This is a genomic window from Cytobacillus sp. S13-E01 (assembly GCF_029193815.1).
Lineage (GTDB): Bacteria > Bacillota > Bacilli > Bacillales > Bacillaceae_L > Bacillus_BV.
In genome coordinates, this window is sequence record NZ_JARFVC010000004.1 from 69,653 (window position 1) to 87,374 (window position 17,722).

At 38.8% G+C, this 17,722-nt stretch carries 15 protein-coding genes, 1 pseudogene and 1 riboswitch; of the genes and pseudogenes, 15 read left to right on the forward strand and 1 reads right to left on the reverse strand.

The genetic code is table 11. From position 1 onward, the window contains the following. Positions 1 to 378: 378 nt before the first annotated feature. The 14 genes and pseudogenes from PY093_RS04700 to PY093_RS04765 all read left to right on the forward strand — a co-directional run. Positions 379 to 555: pseudogene (locus PY093_RS04700) on the forward strand (ABC transporter permease); the annotation flags it as partial. Positions 556 to 570: 15 nt separating this feature from the next. After that, a complete protein-coding gene (locus PY093_RS04705) occupies positions 571 to 1,557 on the forward strand; it encodes an ABC transporter ATP-binding protein (protein ID WP_275644721.1) in 987 nt (328 codons plus the stop codon). Position 1,558: 1 nt separating this feature from the next. Further along, a complete protein-coding gene (locus PY093_RS04710) occupies positions 1,559 to 2,581 on the forward strand; it encodes an ABC transporter ATP-binding protein (RefSeq protein ID WP_275644722.1) in 1,023 nt (340 codons plus the stop codon). 368 nt (positions 2,582 to 2,949) lie between these two features. Then, positions 2,950 to 4,083, forward strand: coding sequence for a M20 family metallopeptidase (locus PY093_RS04715; protein ID WP_481769272.1), 1,134 nt, complete (start codon positions 2,950 to 2,952; stop codon positions 4,081 to 4,083). 455 nt (positions 4,084 to 4,538) lie between these two features. Beyond that, positions 4,539 to 4,733: a hypothetical protein gene (locus PY093_RS04720; protein ID WP_275644723.1), complete on the forward strand. Its 195-nt coding sequence runs from the start codon at positions 4,539 to 4,541 to the stop codon at positions 4,731 to 4,733. A 473-nt stretch (positions 4,734 to 5,206) separates the two neighbouring features. After that, a riboswitch (cobalamin riboswitch) is annotated at positions 5,207 to 5,407 on the forward strand. A 239-nt stretch (positions 5,408 to 5,646) separates the two neighbouring features. Further along, positions 5,647 to 7,428, forward strand: a complete 1,782-nt coding sequence (locus PY093_RS04725; RefSeq protein ID WP_275644724.1) for a DUF4430 domain-containing protein — start codon at positions 5,647 to 5,649, stop codon at positions 7,426 to 7,428. Between the two features lie 5 nt (positions 7,429 to 7,433). Beyond that, on the forward strand, positions 7,434 to 8,000 hold the full coding sequence (locus PY093_RS04730) for a class D sortase (protein ID WP_275644725.1): 567 nt from the start codon (positions 7,434 to 7,436) through the stop codon (positions 7,998 to 8,000). Between the two features lie 12 nt (positions 8,001 to 8,012). Continuing rightward, positions 8,013 to 8,762, forward strand: coding sequence for a DUF4430 domain-containing protein (locus tag PY093_RS04735; RefSeq protein WP_275644726.1), 750 nt, complete (start codon positions 8,013 to 8,015; stop codon positions 8,760 to 8,762). Between the two features lie 12 nt (positions 8,763 to 8,774). Next, positions 8,775 to 9,653, forward strand: coding sequence for an energy-coupling factor transporter transmembrane component T (locus tag PY093_RS04740; RefSeq protein ID WP_275644727.1), 879 nt, complete (start codon positions 8,775 to 8,777; stop codon positions 9,651 to 9,653). Then, complete coding sequence (locus PY093_RS04745; RefSeq protein WP_275644728.1) at positions 9,635 to 11,260, forward strand: ABC transporter ATP-binding protein; 1,626 nt, start codon at positions 9,635 to 9,637, stop codon at positions 11,258 to 11,260. Before PY093_RS04740 ends, PY093_RS04745 begins: the two co-directional genes overlap by 19 nt. Beyond that, positions 11,236 to 11,928 carry an ECF transporter S component gene (locus PY093_RS04750; RefSeq protein WP_275644729.1) on the forward strand — a complete coding sequence of 231 codons (693 nt, stop codon included), beginning with the start codon at positions 11,236 to 11,238 and terminating at the stop codon, positions 11,926 to 11,928. The genes PY093_RS04745 and PY093_RS04750 overlap by 25 nt, the downstream gene beginning before the upstream one ends. A gap of 302 nt (positions 11,929 to 12,230) precedes the next feature. Next, positions 12,231 to 13,829 carry an ATP-binding protein gene (locus PY093_RS04755; protein ID WP_275644730.1) on the forward strand — a complete coding sequence of 533 codons (1,599 nt, stop codon included), beginning with the start codon at positions 12,231 to 12,233 and terminating at the stop codon, positions 13,827 to 13,829. After that, complete coding sequence (locus PY093_RS04760) at positions 13,826 to 14,512, forward strand: response regulator (protein WP_275644731.1); 687 nt, start codon at positions 13,826 to 13,828, stop codon at positions 14,510 to 14,512. Before PY093_RS04755 ends, PY093_RS04760 begins: the two co-directional genes overlap by 4 nt. Positions 14,513 to 15,246: 734 nt before the next feature. Further along, positions 15,247 to 15,441 carry a hypothetical protein gene (locus tag PY093_RS04765; RefSeq protein WP_275644732.1) on the forward strand — a complete coding sequence of 65 codons (195 nt, stop codon included), beginning with the start codon at positions 15,247 to 15,249 and terminating at the stop codon, positions 15,439 to 15,441. On the opposite strand, the gene PY093_RS04770 is transcribed toward PY093_RS04765, so the two are convergent. Beyond that, entirely contained in the window at positions 15,431 to 16,360 is a 930-nt protein-coding gene (locus PY093_RS04770; protein WP_275644733.1) for a nuclease-related domain-containing protein, read from the reverse strand. The two genes, PY093_RS04765 and PY093_RS04770, sit on opposite strands and share 11 nt — an antisense overlap. Positions 16,361 to 16,654: 294 nt before the next feature. Between PY093_RS04770 and PY093_RS04775 the strand changes: the two genes are divergently transcribed. Beyond that, positions 16,655 to 17,665, forward strand: coding sequence for a Bug family tripartite tricarboxylate transporter substrate binding protein (locus tag PY093_RS04775; protein ID WP_275644734.1), 1,011 nt, complete (start codon positions 16,655 to 16,657; stop codon positions 17,663 to 17,665). Positions 17,666 to 17,722 lie beyond the last annotated feature (57 nt).

A 17,722-nucleotide genomic window follows, 5' to 3' on the forward strand; every position in this document is an offset into this window, starting at 1 on the left:
ATACACCAAGGTGTCAGTTGTGAACTGGCATCTTTTTTTAAAAGATAAGAAAGTATAAAAATTTGAACCTAGTTTTAGTGTCTAGCTCCGGGCGCCATCGGACCTGAGGTAAGCCAATCCCTTCCCGAAGGCAAAAACGCCTTCAGTCAGGGCTCGTCTTATGCTTGACTTGCACAGGATGTGCTGATGTCGATGTTCGCCACAGGACGTGGCGGGTTTTAATCGACGCGCCGATAGGCGGGCGCCCTGCGCTTTTTTTATTTCGGAAATAGAAATTTATACATTTATGTGAATGTTATTTCATTGCTATATTAAAAAACTAACTATTCCTCATCTTCTAGCACCATTATAAAGAGTTTCATATTATAAAACCCCTTTCAACCTCCGACCATTTCGTGGGGGGGTATTTTAAGTGATGGAAGAGATTATTTAGCAACTAGCTGGTGGCTTGCAACATTCCCTGGAATTGCGATTACCATTACTGTTTTAGGAATTATCTTTTTAGGTGACTGGCTCCGTGATGTGCTGGATCCGCGTTCTGTAAGTCGGAAGTAGGAGGGGGTTAAAACAATGGCGATTGAAAATTTACTAGAAGTAAAAAACTTACAAACTCATTTTCATACAGAAGCAGGAGTGATTCCATCTGTTGATGGTGTCTCCTTTACGGTTCGAAAGGGAGAAACGATTGCGGTTGTTGGTGAATCAGGCTGTGGAAAAAGTGTTACATCCTTATCTATCATGGGATTAGTAGGTGCTCCAGGGAAGATAGAAGGTGGAGAGGTCGTTTTTGAAGGTAGAGATTTAACCAAACTATCTAAGAAAGATATGCGGAAATTACGTGGGAATGACATTGCGATGATTTTTCAAGAACCTCTAACCTCGCTTAATCCACTATTTACAGTCGGAAACCAAATATCGGAAGCTATTAAATTGCACCAAAAGGTTTCCAAAGAAGAAGCAAAAGTGAAGAGTATTGAAATGTTAAAAAAGGTAGGCATACCGAGAGCTGAAAAAGTTTATTCCTCACACCCTCATTTATTAAGTGGTGGGATGAGACAGAGAGTAATGATAGCGATGGCGCTTTCTTGTAATCCGAAGCTATTAATTGCTGATGAACCTACGACAGCCCTTGATGTAACTATTCAAGCTCAAATTTTAGAATTAATGAAAGAGTTAACGCGTGAATATAATACCTCAATCATGCTAATTACTCATGATTTAGGGGTAGTGGCTGAAATGGTTGACACGGTTATCGTTATGTATGCCGGCCAAGTCGTTGAGCATACCGATGTGTTCACTCTTTTTAAAAATCCAAAGCATCCTTATACAAAAGGATTGCTAGATAGTACACCTAAAATTCACGAAATAAAGGATGAACTACAATCGATCGAAGGGACAGTTCCTAGTCCTGCTACTATGCCACAAGGCTGCCGTTTTCAGCCGCGTTGCCCTTTTGCATTAGAAAAATGTAAACATCAGCTACCTGAGCTACAAGAGTTAGCAACAGATCATAAAGTTCGTTGCTGGTTACATGAAGAGGGAGAGGTGGCAATCTAACATGGCAGAAACGAAAGTACAAGCAAAGTATCTATTAGAAGTAAAAGGCTTGAAAAAATACTTTGATGTTTCTGAAGGTCTTTTTAAAAGAAAGAAACAATATTTACGCGCTGTAGACGGAATTGACTTTAGAGTGAAACAGGGCGAAACACTCGGTATTGTTGGTGAATCTGGTTGTGGAAAATCAACGACAGGTAATCTTATTATGCATCTACTTGATAAAACAGAGGGAGAAATTATCTTTGAAGGTGTGGAACTAAGTTCGCTTTCAGCTGAAGAATTACGTAAGAAACGCTCAGAAATTCAAATGATTTTCCAGGATCCTTTTTCATCGTTAAATCCAAGAATGCGTGTGTTTGATATTATTGCCGAACCTTTAATTACACACCGCCAGGTAAAGAAGAAGGAGTTAGAGGAACAAGTCTATGAACTAATGGATGTCGTTGGATTGGATCGTTCATATGCGCGGCGGTTTCCACATGAGTTTAGTGGAGGGCAACGACAAAGAATTGGGATTGCACGGGCAATTGCATTAAAGCCAAAGCTAGTTATTTGTGATGAACCAGTCTCGGCTTTAGATGTATCGATTCAATCACAAATTCTAAACCTGATGGCAAGGCTTCAAAAGGAATTTAACTTAACCTTCATTTTTATCGGACATGGTTTACCTGCTGTTAAGCATATCAGTGATCGAATTGCCGTTATGTATCTTGGGAAAATTGTTGAAATTACGACAAAGGAAAAGTTATTTGATCAGCCGTTACATCCATATACAGAAGGCTTACTTTCTGCAGTGCCACTTGCAGATCCATTTTTAAGAGATAAGAAGAACCGTATTATTTTAGAAGGTGATATACCGAGTCCTGCGAATCCCCCATCTGGTTGCCGCTTTCATACGAGATGTGCGTATGCTCAGGATAAATGTAAAATAGATGTCCCAGAGCTTATTGAAGAAAATACAGAACATTTTGTAGCATGTCATTTTCCTCTTAAGGAAGGTCATGGGATATTACAAGACATATAATAGAGTAAAGTATAGAAGGTTTGAACTTAGTTTTTGGTGTCTAGCACCGGGCGCCATCGGACCTGAGGTCATAAGCTTGTCTAGCTTCAGCGCATAGAAACTCGAGAAACTTCAACTCCTCCTACAGAAGCAAAGAACGCTTCTTTCGTCGGAGTCTCCAGTTTTCTCGTTTCTTACCAAGGCGCTTACGCATTTCAGACAATCCCTTCCGAAGGCAAAAAGACGCCTTCTGAAGGGCTCGTCTTATGCTTGACTTGCAAAGGATGTGCTGATGTCGATGTTCGCCACAGGACGTGGCGGGTCTTAATCGACGTTCCTCTAGGCGGGCGCCCTGCATTTTCGTAATAATAAATCAGGAGTGGTCAGAAGTGAATACGTTTTTGCATGGTAAGCAAGAGGAAATGCTTAAATTAATTGAGCAGCTAGTAAATATAGACAGTGGGTCATATCATAAAGAGGGCATCGATAAGGTCGGTTCGATTTTAAAGGAAAAATACGAAGAACTCGGTTTTATTGTTGAAGTAAAGGAAGAAAAAGAATTTGGAAATAACTTAGTCATTCAGCATAAAGATGCAAAAAATCCAAAAATTATCCTTGTTGCCCATATGGATACAGTATTTCCTAAAGGAACGGTAGCAGAAAGACCATTTAGAATAGAAGGTGATCGTGCATATGGACCTGGTGTAGTGGATATGAAATCAAGTCATGTAGAACTTTTGTATGCACTAAAGGCGTTACAGCAAGCGGGAATCAAGAGTTACGAAAATGTCCAAGTCATTCTAAATAGTGATGAAGAAATAGGTTCGAAAACCTCCCGTGCAATTATAGAAAAAAATTCAAAAGGTAAAGAATACGCACTCATTATGGAACCTGCACGAAAAGATGGTTCACTTGTTTCCTCAAGACGCGGTGGTGGTCGCTATACGTTAATCGTCAAAGGAAAAGCAGCACATTCAGGAATCGAGCCTCAAAATGGAAGAAGTGCAATTGAAGAATTAGCACATAAAATCATCCAACTACACAGTCTGACTGATCATGAAAAAGGTATCAGTGTCAATGTTGGTCTGATTGAAGGTGGCTCATCGGTTAACACCGTTTCACCAAGTGCAGTTGCCCATGTCGATATTCGTATATCCGAAATGGCCCAAGCACAATTTCTAAAAGATAAAATTGAACAAATCTGTGCAACGTCCGAGGTGTCAGGCACGAAAATCACATTAGAAGGAAATATCAGTCGCCCACCAATGGAAAAAAATGAGCAGACAAAGTCATTGCTCCATGTTATTGAAGAAGTTGGGAAAGAAATCGGGATCAAGGTGTTTGATACTGCAACCGGGGGTGGATCAGATGCGTCCTTTACCTCAGCCACAGGTGTAGCAACCGTAGACGGACTAGGTCCTGTTGGAGGTAACGCGCACAGTGAAAATGAATACTTAGAAATCCCGACTCTGACTGAGCGGACTTTGTTATTAGCGAAGACGATTCAAAGATTGTCGGAGTAAATATAGAATTTTTTTGGTGCCAGCATGCGAGCTGACACCATTTTTTTGAAGATTAATAGAATAGGTTATATACTAAGGGACAAAGGAGTGGGAAAATGGGATTATTCAATTTCTTTAACAAAAAATGTACAATTTGCAAGCGAAAGGTAAGTCCTTTACGGAAATATGTAGATGACAAGGGCACTACGCTCCAAGTCTGCCTTCCTTGTTCAGAATATGCGGAACGTAGGGCTTATAAGTTGAAAAGATAACAATAAATTATTCCACAATGCTAACTACTTTGGTTTATTATTACGTAGTTAGGCTACTTAAATCAACAAGTCAAAATCACTGATCTTACAGCTAGTCACACGAACATGACCTATCGTTTTTTTATAATCAATGACATTGCCGTATTTACGAAAAGAGCCTACTTTTATTTTTTTACTGTTTGTTCGTACTATGAGGTATGAAGTATGTTTTCACCGTGGGAATACAACATTGATAAAGCAACAAAGCAATTATTAGAAAATAACGACTGGGCTGAACCAAATAAAAATGACCTACCCACTGGTGGGGAGTTAGTTGAACAATATTTAAGTCCATTAAGTGAAGTTCCTGAGATTAAAAAAACACGGTTGATTTTAGTGAGTTTTCTAAGGCGATACTGAGTAATTAGGTGTCAGGCATGGGTCCCTTGCACCATTTTCTATGAGTTGACCGCATAAATTACAATATATATTCTCCTTTTAATTGGTAATATGTGCTAGATATATCGATTTATGTGCAGAATCTCAACTTTTACGTGCGGATTTTGACGTTTACGAGCGTGATTTAGTAAAATACGTGCGAAAATCCACTAAATACGTGCACAACCTATAAACTAAGCTTAAAACCAATCGTCACCTTGCTGAATCCACATAAATCCTCTACTTTTAAATTATCCACATTCTAGGAGCCAATCTATGAAAATTAAACTACTCATTCTAGTATCTATCATTTTGTTTATCAGTCTGATAGTATTCTACACGTAGGATAGAGTTCAACTCCTTAAGGAAGACACAACCCAAATAAACCAACACACAAATCAAAACCCTATACAAACCCGTCCATTCTTTGTATAATAGATTTCGACATAAGAAAACTGAATCGGCAAAAAACAGGTGCTAATCGTCTATTCGAATAAAAATAGATTATTAGCTTAATAGGGAAGTTGGTTAAAGTCCAACGCGGTCCCGCCACTGTAAATGAGAGCGACCTATATTACGTCACTGTCCATCCGGATGGGAAGACATAGGGAGCAATGATCATGAGCCAGGAAACCTGCCTGTTTTTATTGCACCATTAACCTACGCGGATAGGAGGGTGTTAAGACGGAGCGATCCTTTCGTATTCCGCTTAACTCTACATAATCTCCTCCATAGGGGATTTTTTTTATCCCACTCTTAAGGGGCAGTAATCTCCCCACCTCAAAACTTGGAGAATTCGAGGGAGGTTAGGTGTGGGATCAACTGCCCCTAAAGGTCCGATAAGTTCAACTAACAATCAGTGGGAAAAAGCCCCCACTGATTGAAGGTTCACTTTATGCCAAAATATGATGAATGGGGAGAGTTACAAATGTTGAAACGAAATTTACGTGCACTCAGTTCATTACTGTTGGTGTTTGCACTATTTGTTGGTGGATTCCAAACACAAGCGTTAGCTGCAGAGCAAGAAGAAACAATTACGATAATCGGTAATGCAGAAGTAGGGACATTACTTGACCTGACAGTCGTCAAAGACGCAGAAAATCAAACGGCTTTTGATGTACTTGTTAAAGCTGTGGGTGAAGATAGTATCGAGTACACTGACGGTCAATATGGAAAAATGATTAATGGCATTAAAGGCCTAACTGCAGAAGGTAATTTTTACTGGGCCTTTTATATTAACGGAGTATCAGCGCAAGTTGGTGCAGATAGCTATGTTGTGCAAGATGATGATCAACTAACGTTCCAATATATTGATTGGACGGTGCCAGTTGAGAACACTACATCAATTACAGTTGTTGGAAAAGATGGCAAGACCGTTAAAGAAGCGACAGCTATCGCATTTATCAACAATCCAACTGCTTTTCAACTTCTACAAGTCGTGTTAGGACATGACAAAATTAAATATAGCGAAGAACAATATGGGAAGATGATCTCAGCTATTGACGATCTTGCAGCTGAAGGTACGTACTATTGGGCATTCTATGTAAATGGTGAAATGGCGTCTGTAGGTGCTGACAGCTATGAACTTAAAGCTAGCGATGAAATAACATTTAAATATGAATCATTGGAAGCACCGACAGAAGAAACAAACGATGAAATTATAGTAGAAACACCTGCAATCCCTTTTGATCAGAAAACACTTGGAACAGCGGTAGACACTGCAAGTCAGTATGTCTTAGCTAACCAAATAGGTGAGTGGGAAGCAATCGCTTTAAATAAAGCGGGAAAAAGCGTACCACCAAGTTACTTAACAACTGTACAAAAACTAGTGAAAGAAAAAGAAGGTAAATTTTCAAGAATTACAGATACAGAGCGTTATGTACTAGGAATTTTAGCAGCTGGTGGTAATCCTACTAATGTTGAAGGCTACAATCTAGTAGAAGCAATCTATAATGGAGACGTTACGAAGCAAGGCCTAAACGGAGTAGCATATGGCTTACTTGCGTTAGATAGCGCTGATTTTGAGATTCCTGAAAATGCAACTTGGACACGTGAAAAGCTAGTTAGCCACTTACTAGAAAAGCAAAATGAAGATGGTGGCTGGTCTTGGGATGGAAGTGCAACAAGTGATATTGATACAACAGCGATGGTATTGACTGCCCTTGCAGCACACCAAAATCAAGCAGAAGTTCAAATTTACATTGATCTTGCTGTGGAATATTTATCAGCACAATATCAAGCTGGTAAAATTGATAATAGCTCAACTGCAGCTCAAGTTATAATCGCGCTATCAGCTTTAGGAATCGATGCAAATGGTGAATTATTCGCGAGTGATGCAGGAAGCTTAATCGGTTACCTTCTAACTTTCCAAAATGCAGATGGTGGATTTGACTGGCAAGGCGGAGATGTGAGTGACGTGTTCACAACAGCTCAAGGATTCCAAGCACTTGTTGCCTACCAGCTATTCGTTAAGGGTGAAGGCTCATTATATACCTTACCATTAGTTTCAGACAGTACTCCAGTTGTTGAAAAAGAAGAAACCAAAACAACCACAACTGAAGAAGGTAAATTGCTACCAAATACATCAACAAATATGTATAACTACTTAACAGTTGGGATCATCCTTTTGATGATCGGTGCAGTATTTTTTGTAAGTGAAAGAAGAAAGAAGGCATAATGGCTATGAAAAGAAAAATATCCCTCTTGTTTTTGGCTGGAGGGTTCTTTTTTATAACAGTCGCAGGAATCCAAATTTATAGTTCCAAAAAGATACAGTCCGAAACACTTGAAAAAGCAACACAACTTGTAAAGGCAGAACAGCCGGTCAGCTTTGAAAAAGTACCCCCTTCCCAAAATGAGGATGTAATCGGTATCCTAAACCTGCAACCTCTTGCTGAACAATTTCCAATCGTTGCGGGCACAACTGATGAGGATCTCGAAAAAGGAGTAGGACATTACGATGGTACAGCATTTCCTAATGAAAAAGATCAAATCGTCTTGTCGGGTCACAGAGATACAGTTTTTAAAAGGCTAGGCGAATTAAAACTTGGCGATGAACTGACTGTTGAAATGCCTTATGGAACGTTTACGTATGTAATTGAGAAAACGTTCATTGTGGAAGCGGACGACCGGACGGTTATAAAGTCAACTGCACCAAATGAAGTTTTAACGTTAACAACCTGTTACCCCTTTAATTTTGTTGGAGATGCCCCGCAAAGGTACATTGTAAATGCAAAGCGAAAACCGTAGGAGGGACACAGAATGAAACTAAAGAATATAACAAACCTCTTGTTTGCACTAATGCTTGCTTTATTAATAAGTGGCTGTGGTACTAGCACTGAAACGACGCAGCCTGAAATTCAAAGTCCGGAAGTGGTACAGGAAGAAACGGTAGAACAGGACGAAGAGCAGGTTCAAGAAGAGAAAACAACATCCACTGAATCAGCTACACAAGAGGTGAAAACAGAAGAAGCAGTAACCGAAAAGTCGGAGGTTCCAAAAACAGAAACGACTAAAGAAACAGCAACCGAGCAAGCTAAAACGACACCTAAGGAAAAGACCAAGCAAGTTGAAACAACTAAACCAAAAACCGAACCAAAAACCGAACCAAAAACCGAAACAAAAACAGAAACAACAAAGCCAAAAACAGAACCAACTCCTCCAAAACAGGAAGAGAAAAAACCCGAGCAACCTTTGCCAACAGTCACAATCACGATCATTGGTCCTAAAGAGATCGGAACAATTGTTGGCGAAACAAAAGTGAGTTTCAAAGTGGGCGATACAATTCTTGATGTTCTCTTAACACTAACGAGCCAAATGGATATACCGGTTGAATACAGAGGTAGCGGAGCAACGGGATATGTAGAAGGTATCAATCATATTTATGAATTTGATTATGGTGTCAAAAGTGGCTGGGTAGCAAAATCAAACGGCTCTAACCTACCAAAAAGCTCAGATGCCATACAAGTAAAGGATGGAGACCGAATTGACTGGGTTTATACGGAAGAATAGAAAGGACAACGCATGATCCATCGATTTAGTGATTTTCATCCAGTTGTTACTTTCATCTACTATGTAGGGGCACTATCTTTAGTCATGCTCCTTTTACATCCTGTCTTTTTGGTGCTTGGGTTTCTCACTATTTTAGCGATAAACTTTGTCCAAGACCGCTTTGAAGGACTAAAACGATGGCTTTTTTTGATCATTACAAGTGGACTATTTATCTTCATTTTAAATCCACTTTTTAATGAGAGAGGGCGCTATGTATTATTTGAACTTGCTAGTCATCGCATCACATTGGAAGCGGTCGTATATGGTGGAATGACAGCTTTGTCAATCATCAGTGTCATTTTGTTATTTGTATCATACAACGAGGTGATGGCGCCAAATAAACTTTTATACCTTTTTTCGAAATTTCTTCCGCAATTTGCCGTGCTACTTATGTTAACGCTTCGTTTTATTCCGCTGATGAGAAGAAGGTTAGCAGAAATTGCAGCTGTTCAAAGTAGTAAAGGGATCCAAGTCTTACAGGGGCGTTGGCAGAATAAGGCGAAAAATGGCTTACTCTATGTACAGGTTTTACTTACCTACTCACTGGAGGAAGCGATTCAAACTGCTGACTCAATGAAAGCAAGAGGATATGGTAGTGGCGCCCGGTCAACATACGAACATTTCCTCCTAAAAAAATCAGATATAAGTGCAATTGCTTATCTAGTGATTGTTTTTGCTGGAGTTATTTTTGAACGATTTAATGGGTTTGGCTATTTAAACATTTATCCTGTGATGGAGTCTATGAAAATGTCAAGCATGGAGATGGTTGTACTTTCGGGTTATTTAGTGTTTTTACTATTTCCACTACTAGTTGAAGGATGGGGGCAACTCAGATGGCGCATATTGAAGTAAGCAGTCTAACCTTTACGTATCCAGATGCGCCTGAGGCCGCACTTTTGGATCTTTCTTTAACAGTTGAAAAAGGACAATTTGTCGTTCTCTTCGGTTCCTCAGGTAGCGGGAAAAGTACGCTTTTACATTTGTTAAAAAAAGAAATTCAACCCCATGGTACATTGACTGGTGATATCCACGTCAATGGGGATTCCATGGATATTGGCTTCGTTTTTCAAGACCCGGAAAATCAAGTAGTCGCAGATGAAGTTCTTCATGAAATTGTCTTCGGCCTTGAAAATAGTGGATTGTCTACAAATGAAATGAGAAACAGGGTTGCTGAAATGGTTCACTTTTTCGGATCCGTTCACCTCTTACATCGTAAAACACATGAGCTTTCTGGTGGTCAAAAACAACAAATTAATCTAGCGTCAGTGCTTTTAATGCAACCTGATCTTTTACTGCTAGATGAACCAACTGCACAGCTTGACCCAGTAAGCGCTCGTGAATTTTTAGACATGCTTATGCGATTAAATGAAGAATTCGGAATGACGATCATCATTGCCGAACACCGGTTAGATGACGTTTTTACAATGGCCGATAAAATAGTAATGCTGGAAAATGGTAGAGTGAAGCATGAAGGTGAACCGCGAGATGTGATTGAAAAGCTATGGAGTTCAAAAGGACAAGCTGCGTTTGTTCCTAGTATACCTTCCTTCTATATGAGCATGGAAGGTAGCTGTAAAAAAATACCCTTGAATGTAAAAGCGGGAAGGCGCTTTGTTCAAAGTTTATCAATTTCACAAGGTGCAGAGCAAATTCATAAAGCAGAAAATGATGAACCAGTGTTGTTGCAGGTTAAAAATGTATTCTACCAATATGACAAAAAGAGCGACCTCATTTTAAAAGAAGTTGATTTTTTACTCCAAAAAGGAGAAACATATGCTTTATTAGGTGGCAATGGTTCGGGGAAATCGACTTTACTGAAAGTGATGTGTGGGATTCTCCATCCACAACGCGGGCAAGTGTTCCTTCACGATAAACCTTTAAAGTCATGGAAAAGCAAAGATATAGCTGGGAAAATCGGCTATTTACCGCAAAATCCAAAGCTGTTTTTTATTCATGACACAGTCGAGCTAGAAATTCAAGAAACAATGAAACAATGGGGAATTACAGATAGAGCAGAAGTTAATCAAATCCTTGATAGATTAGGGATTTTACATCTAACGGGGAGTCATCCCTATGATCTTAGTGGCGGCGAACTCCAAAAAGCAGCACTCGCTTGTTTGCTAATTAGGAAGCCAGTAGTTCTAATCCTTGATGAACCAACGAAGGGCCTTGATCCTGTCTCAAAAGAAAACTTGGTGATGATCCTTGGCAAGCTAAAAGAAGAAGAACTCACGATTTTAATGGCAACACATGACGTCGAATTTGCAGCCCAGCACGCAACAAAATGTGGAATGATGTTTGAAGGGAAAATCACCTCAGAAGACTCACCAAGAAATTTCTTTAAAGGTAATTTCTTTTATACAACGATGATTCAGAGACTATTCCGTTTAATGCCTGACACCAACATTGTGACACTAAAGGAGGCAGTGCGAGCATGCTCACTAAACAAAAACTTGTAACGTTCTCTTTGCTTTCGCTCCTCGGTGCGCTATTGCTTCTATCGGTTTGGTGGGAAGACTATTATTTATATTTGAGCCTAGGAGTTGCATTGACCGCTATCCTCCTTTTAGTAACACGATTTGAAAGACGACAAATTGAAGCAAGGGAATTAGTATTACTTGCGGTATTAGCAGCAATTGCCACTGTTAGCCGGGTTCCATTCGCAAGTATTCCAAGCGTCCAACCGACTACCTTTATCATCATGATGGCCGGCCTCGTATTCGGTGCCGGGAGCGGGTTCATCATTGGCGCAGTCGCTGCACTTGCTTCTAATATGATTTTAGGACAAGGTCCATGGACGCCATGGCAAATGGTCGCCTGGGGCTTAGTCGGATTTAGTGCCGGACTTCTACGAAAAAGAAAAATTATGCAGGTCACCTGGGGTAGAATCCTTTTCGGTATTGCCTGGGGCTTCCTATTTGGAGCAATCATGAACCTTTGGGGCCTACTTGCTTTTACCCAATCAGGTAGTGAATTAGATACGAACATACTTTTATCATACTTCGCAGGAAGTGCGTTATTTGACATTATGCACTCAGTATCCAATGTCATTTTTTTATTGGTGTTTGGTGGGGTATGGATTAAAATTTTGACGAGGTTTAAGCGGAAGTATGGGTTGTTGGAATAGGGGGAATAGTCTATTGCTGATAAGACTTACTGGTAGGTTTTAAAGCAACATTACTATTTATCTATTCCACTATATAATCATTATGTTTTCTCGAGGCAATAAAACACTTCTCAATTCCCTCAACTTCATTTTAATTACCCTAAAATACGTGAACCTTTACAATTCACTATGAAAATGTACCGTTTTTTCCAGTTTCCAATTTTACAACAAATCACCACCTCTCACCCAAAATTTCTGATAATATAGTATAGTAATAGTTTGATAGAAAGTCTTCTATCAGCATTTGAGGGGGGATCCGCATCATGAATAAGAAGAAAGCGATTTCACTTCAAGCGAAGATTGTAGGACTCATAGTTGGGCTAATCATTACTATAACTCTTTTAATATCTGTTATTAATGGTTATTTTGAATATAAACAAACCGAGGAATATATGGGGAAGCAGGCGCTCCAGGTTGCGATAGCAGTATCGTTAATGCCGTCTATTGTGAAGGCGTTTGAGCTAGAGGACCCAGCGGAAACGATTCAGCCAATTGCACAAAAGATTCGCAAAGAAATTGGAGCAGAGTATATTGTCGTCGGCAACAAGGATGGTGTTCGATACTCACATCGTTATGACTATAAATTAGGTGAGCAGATGGTTGGAGGAGACAATGATCAAGCCCTCATTTATGGTCAGTATTATATTTCAAAAGCTGAAGGGTCATTGGGCCCAGCGTTACGAGGTAAAGCGCCGATTTTTAATGACAATAACGAAATAATTGGAATTGTTTCTGTAGGTTATTTGCTTGAAGATATAAGGGCGATTATTGTTAACAGGATCATCAAGGTGAGTGTTCCTGCAATGATTGTTTTAGTATTTGGTATTACTTGCGGTGTTTTATTAGCTCGTAATATTAGAACAGCTATTTTAGGACTCGAACCTTATGAGATCGCCTCATTATATAGGGAAAGAAGTGCCATTTTGTCTGCCGTTAAAGAGGGTATTATCGCAATCGATGAACAAGGGACGATTACCTTAATAAACCAGTCAGCACAGGACATTATCGGAATTGAAGAAGATGTTACTCATAAAAAAATCGAGCAGGTCCTCACAAATACTGGAATGTATGAAGTACTAAAGACAGGGCTTCCGCAAAAAGATAGAGAAATGCTGATAAGGAACCGAACAGTGGTCGTGAACCGTACGCCAATTTTAGAAAAGGGCAAGATTGTTGGCGTTGTTTCAAGCTTTCGTGATAAAACGGAATTGAAAAAAATGATTACTACATTAACTGAGGTTAAGAAGTATTCAGAGGGGCTTAGAGCTCAAACACATGAATTCTCTAACAAGCTCTATGTACTTTCAGGGTTGATGCAGTTGGGAAAATATAATGAGGCAATTGCAATGATTCAAGAAGAATCATTTATTATTGATAGACAACATAAAGTACTGTTTGAGCAGATTTTAGATACGAAAATACAAGCAATCTTGTTAGGGAAACTAGGAATGGCTTCTGAAAAAAGAATTGATTTTAAAATTGATGAAAATAGTTCAATAGACACGTTGCCAGACCATATTTCGGCGACTGACATTATTACGGTAATTGGAAATTTAGTGGACAATGCCTTTGATGCTGTTGAGAAAAATGATATAAAAAAGGTTTCCTTCTTTACAATTGATATTGGTGATGATGTGATAATTGAAGTCACGGATAATGGCCCAGGTATACCTATTGAAAAACTTGAGCAAATATTTGGTATAGGTTTTTCAACGAAAGGTATGAAGGATAGAGGCTATGGTTTAGCGATCGTAAAACAGATAGTCGATGTGTTGGGTGGAACGATCGAAATTCAAGACATTTTAGACGGAGGCACTATATTCTCCGTTTATTTACCTAGGAAGAGGAGGGAAGAGGCATGATTAAAGTAGTGATTGCTGAAGATGATTTTAGAGTCGCATCGATACATGAACAATTTTTAAGTAAAATTAAAGGTGTCCATGTGGTTGGTAAAGCATTAAATGCAAAGGAGACAAGCGAATTATTAGAGCAAAACGAAGTTGACCTCCTGTTGCTTGATGTCTATATGCCAGATAAGCTAGGTACCTCCCTGCTTCCAGAGATCCGAGGGCATCACCCTAAAGTAGACATTATCATGATTACGGCAGCAACTGAAAAAGAAGTAGTTGAAGATTCAATTCGTAACGGAGTGCTCGATTATATCATTAAACCTGTCACACTTGAAAGATTTACAAATGCGATCGATAAATATAAAAAGCGAAAAAACCTTTTCACACAGCAGCAAGAGTTTGATCAAGAATTAGTAGATACGGTAATTGGTAATAGCATCTCTTCACCCATTGAAAGTGAGCTTCCAAAGGGAATTGATCCACTAACCCTGAAAAAAGTACGTGAAATTATGAACCAGCTAAAAAAGGGTGTGAATGCTGAAGAAGTGGGAGAATATCTCGGTGCCTCTAGAACAACAGCCAGACGCTATTTAGAGTATTTAATTTCTGTTGAATTGGCAAAAGCTGAGCTAGAATACGGCATAGTCGGAAGACCCGAGCGAAAATATTATTTAACAAAAAGCACTAATGATTAGTGCTTTTTTTGGTTGTTAAGGAATTTATAAAATTGTAAGGTTGTGTATAACTTCGAGTTTTTGTCTATCTACGTCCAGCTCCAGGCGCCATCGGCTCTATGGTATAAGTCAATCCGTCCGGAAGGTAAAGAACAACCTTCCAGCCGGCTTGTCTTATGCTTGACTTGCACAGGATGTGCTGATGTCGATGTTCGCCACAGGACGTGGCGGGTTTTAATCGACGCTCAGGTAAGCGGACGCGCCTTGCGCTATTGTTCGAAATCAAAATTTATATCCATAAATTCTAAAACGTATAAGTTCAACTACGCCTTTGTCTTCGCCCCTTTGGCTCACCACTCGGCGAGTTTTCTTTGTAATATCAGAAGAAGAGCAATCAGATGCCCGAAATCGCGAAAAAAACAGAAAACGGTAACCAAAACAGCAGTCTGATGCCCGAAACTCCGCAAAAAATAAAAAACGGTAACCAAAACAGCAGTCTGATGCCCGAAATTCCGTAAAAAATAAAAAACGGTAACCAAAACAACAATCTGATGCCCGAAATCGCGATAAAAATAAAAAACGGTAACCAAAACAGCAGTCTGATGCCCGAAATTCCGTAAAAAATAAAAAACGGTAACCAAAACAACAATCTGATGCCCGAAATCGCGAAAAAAACAGAAAACGGTATCCAAAACAGCAGTCTGATGCCCGAAATTCCGTAAAAAATAAAAAACGGTAACCAAAACAACAATCTGATGCCCGAAATCGCGAAAAAAACAGAAAACGGTAACCAAAACGGCAATCTGATGCCCAAAACTCCGCAAAAAATAAAAAACGGTAACCAAAACAGCAATCAGATGCCCGAAACTCCGCAAAAAATAAAAAACGGTAACCAAGAGAACAATCAGATGCCCACGCCAACCAATCTAATGTTATTCACTAGGATTTAATAAAATAGGAAGACCCACTATGCCCCATTATTCTAAAGTGTTTTGCAAGAATCCTTCGAATAGTTTTCTTTGACTCAATTATTTTGCACCAATCATAAATAATATTTGTTGTTATTTTTTTATCCGGAAAAAGAAAATGAAATTCTTCAACGCTTCGTATAACCGCAGATTCTACCCTTTCTCTGCAAGAACATTTACTACATACCAATGTTCTTTCTTTAAAGGTAGCAGCATTAATATCAACAAGTAACGAGTGACAATTTACACAAATGATTCCTTTATGCAATTGATCATAATTATACTCAGGTATTTTTTTATATGGTGAATTTTCTAAATGACAAGACAGTAATTGTTTTGCCAACTTTAGGTGCTTATCATTTAACTTTGATAACTCTACATTAGTATTGTTGTTAAAAAACCGCTTAATCTGTCCCGGAAAAATAATAGGGAGGTTTAATGGAGCTTGATATAGGTAAAAATCGGGGTTTATGAAGACAATGTATGGTTCGATTGTAAAATTCCAACCAAGATCTTGGAGTAATCTTCGCAATAAGGATTCACTTCGATTCAGCTGAAGGAGGGGATTCTTTATTTCAGTTCGAGTGATTGAATACCATATTTTAGATTCAATATAAAAATCACCTTCATAATTTTTTACTTCGAAAAAATAAATCTTCTCTTTAGAGATTAGCAGAGTATCAATTTGAAAGACCGTGTTATTATTTTCAAGAAGTAAATCATTTAGAACAATGTAATCTTCGGTTAGCTTCTCTGTTAACGAGTCAAATTGTTGTTCACCTGAGAAGCCTTTTTCAAGATTTAAGTAATAATTCACTTCTTTAACTGTTAAATTGCTACGGTTATACAAACTTCGAAGAACCTTTAATTCTTCTGTTTCATAACGAGGTTTAAATATCATATTCCACATCCTTATCGAAAAGTATAAATTAATTTTATAAAACATTACCTATATTTTCAAGTGACAGATTTTTAACCTTTCTATGTCTACTGTATGGAAAAAATTTGAAAAATTATTTATAACATGAAGAAGCGTCAATACTTCGTTTCTTCTTCATTAGGGAATTTTCCCTCCGTGTAAACAAAATGAACAAAATGCCCAGAAGATACGTTATGAAGGTTAATTTGAAAACGATTACATTTTGAAAATTCTAATCTATAATTCAGTTACAAGGATAAAAATGAAAAGGGGGAAATGAATGTGAAGAAAAGTCTTAGTATAGTCATGCTATTATTTTTGGTCGCTTTTGCAACAGCTTGTTCTAGCACCACGTCTGGAGGAGAAAACGCAGATGGTACTTGGAGTCCTGAGAAACCGATAGAAGTAGTTGCTCCAGCAGGTGCCGGTGGTGGTTGGGATACAACGGCTAGAATGGTAACAAAAGTGTTCGAGGAAGAAAAGATTATCGATCAACGACTTCCAGTTGTAAATAAGCCAGGTGGTGGAGGAGCAGTAGGTTGGTCTTACATCGCGCAAAAGGACGGAAATCCTAATTACCTATTTGTTGCATCACCACCATTAGTTCTAGTTCCGTTAAATGGTCAGTCAGAATATGACTATAAAGATTTTACACCAATTGCAAATGTGATTGCAGATTACGCTGCTTTTGCAGTAAGAGCAGATGCTAAATGGAATAACTTAACTGAGCTTTTTGATGATATGAAAAAGGATCCATCAAGTGTTAGTGTAGTTGGAGTATCATCACCAGGTAGTATGGACCACATGCAATTTGTGAAAATTGCGAAGGCTGCTGGTGTTGATATCACAAAGATTAAATATGTATCAGATCAAGACGGTGGAGCATTAACTCAGCTTCTAAACGGAAGTGTTGATGTATACTCTGCGGGTACAGCGGAAACGGTTGAACAAGTTCGCGCAGGAAAAGTGAGAGTACTAGGTATTACTTCTGAAGAACGTTTAGAAGGTGATGTACTATCGGATTTCCCTACTGTAAAAGAACAAGGAATCGATGAAACTTTTGTTAACTGGAGAGGCTTCTTTGGACCTCCAAATTTAACGGATGCACAATTAAAATACTATGAAGACAAATTTAAAGAGCTAAACGATTCTCCTGCATGGGATGAAATTCGTAAAAAATATGGCTGGAATGAGTATTTCTTAACTAGTGAAGAATACAAAGAATTGTTAGCCAGTGAAACAATCGCAATGCAAGAGCTGCTTGATGAGTTAGGCTTAGGAAATTAAGGACTTACTTATACTTGATCGATAGTTAGAGCGGTATAGAAAATGAAGTCAATGTCA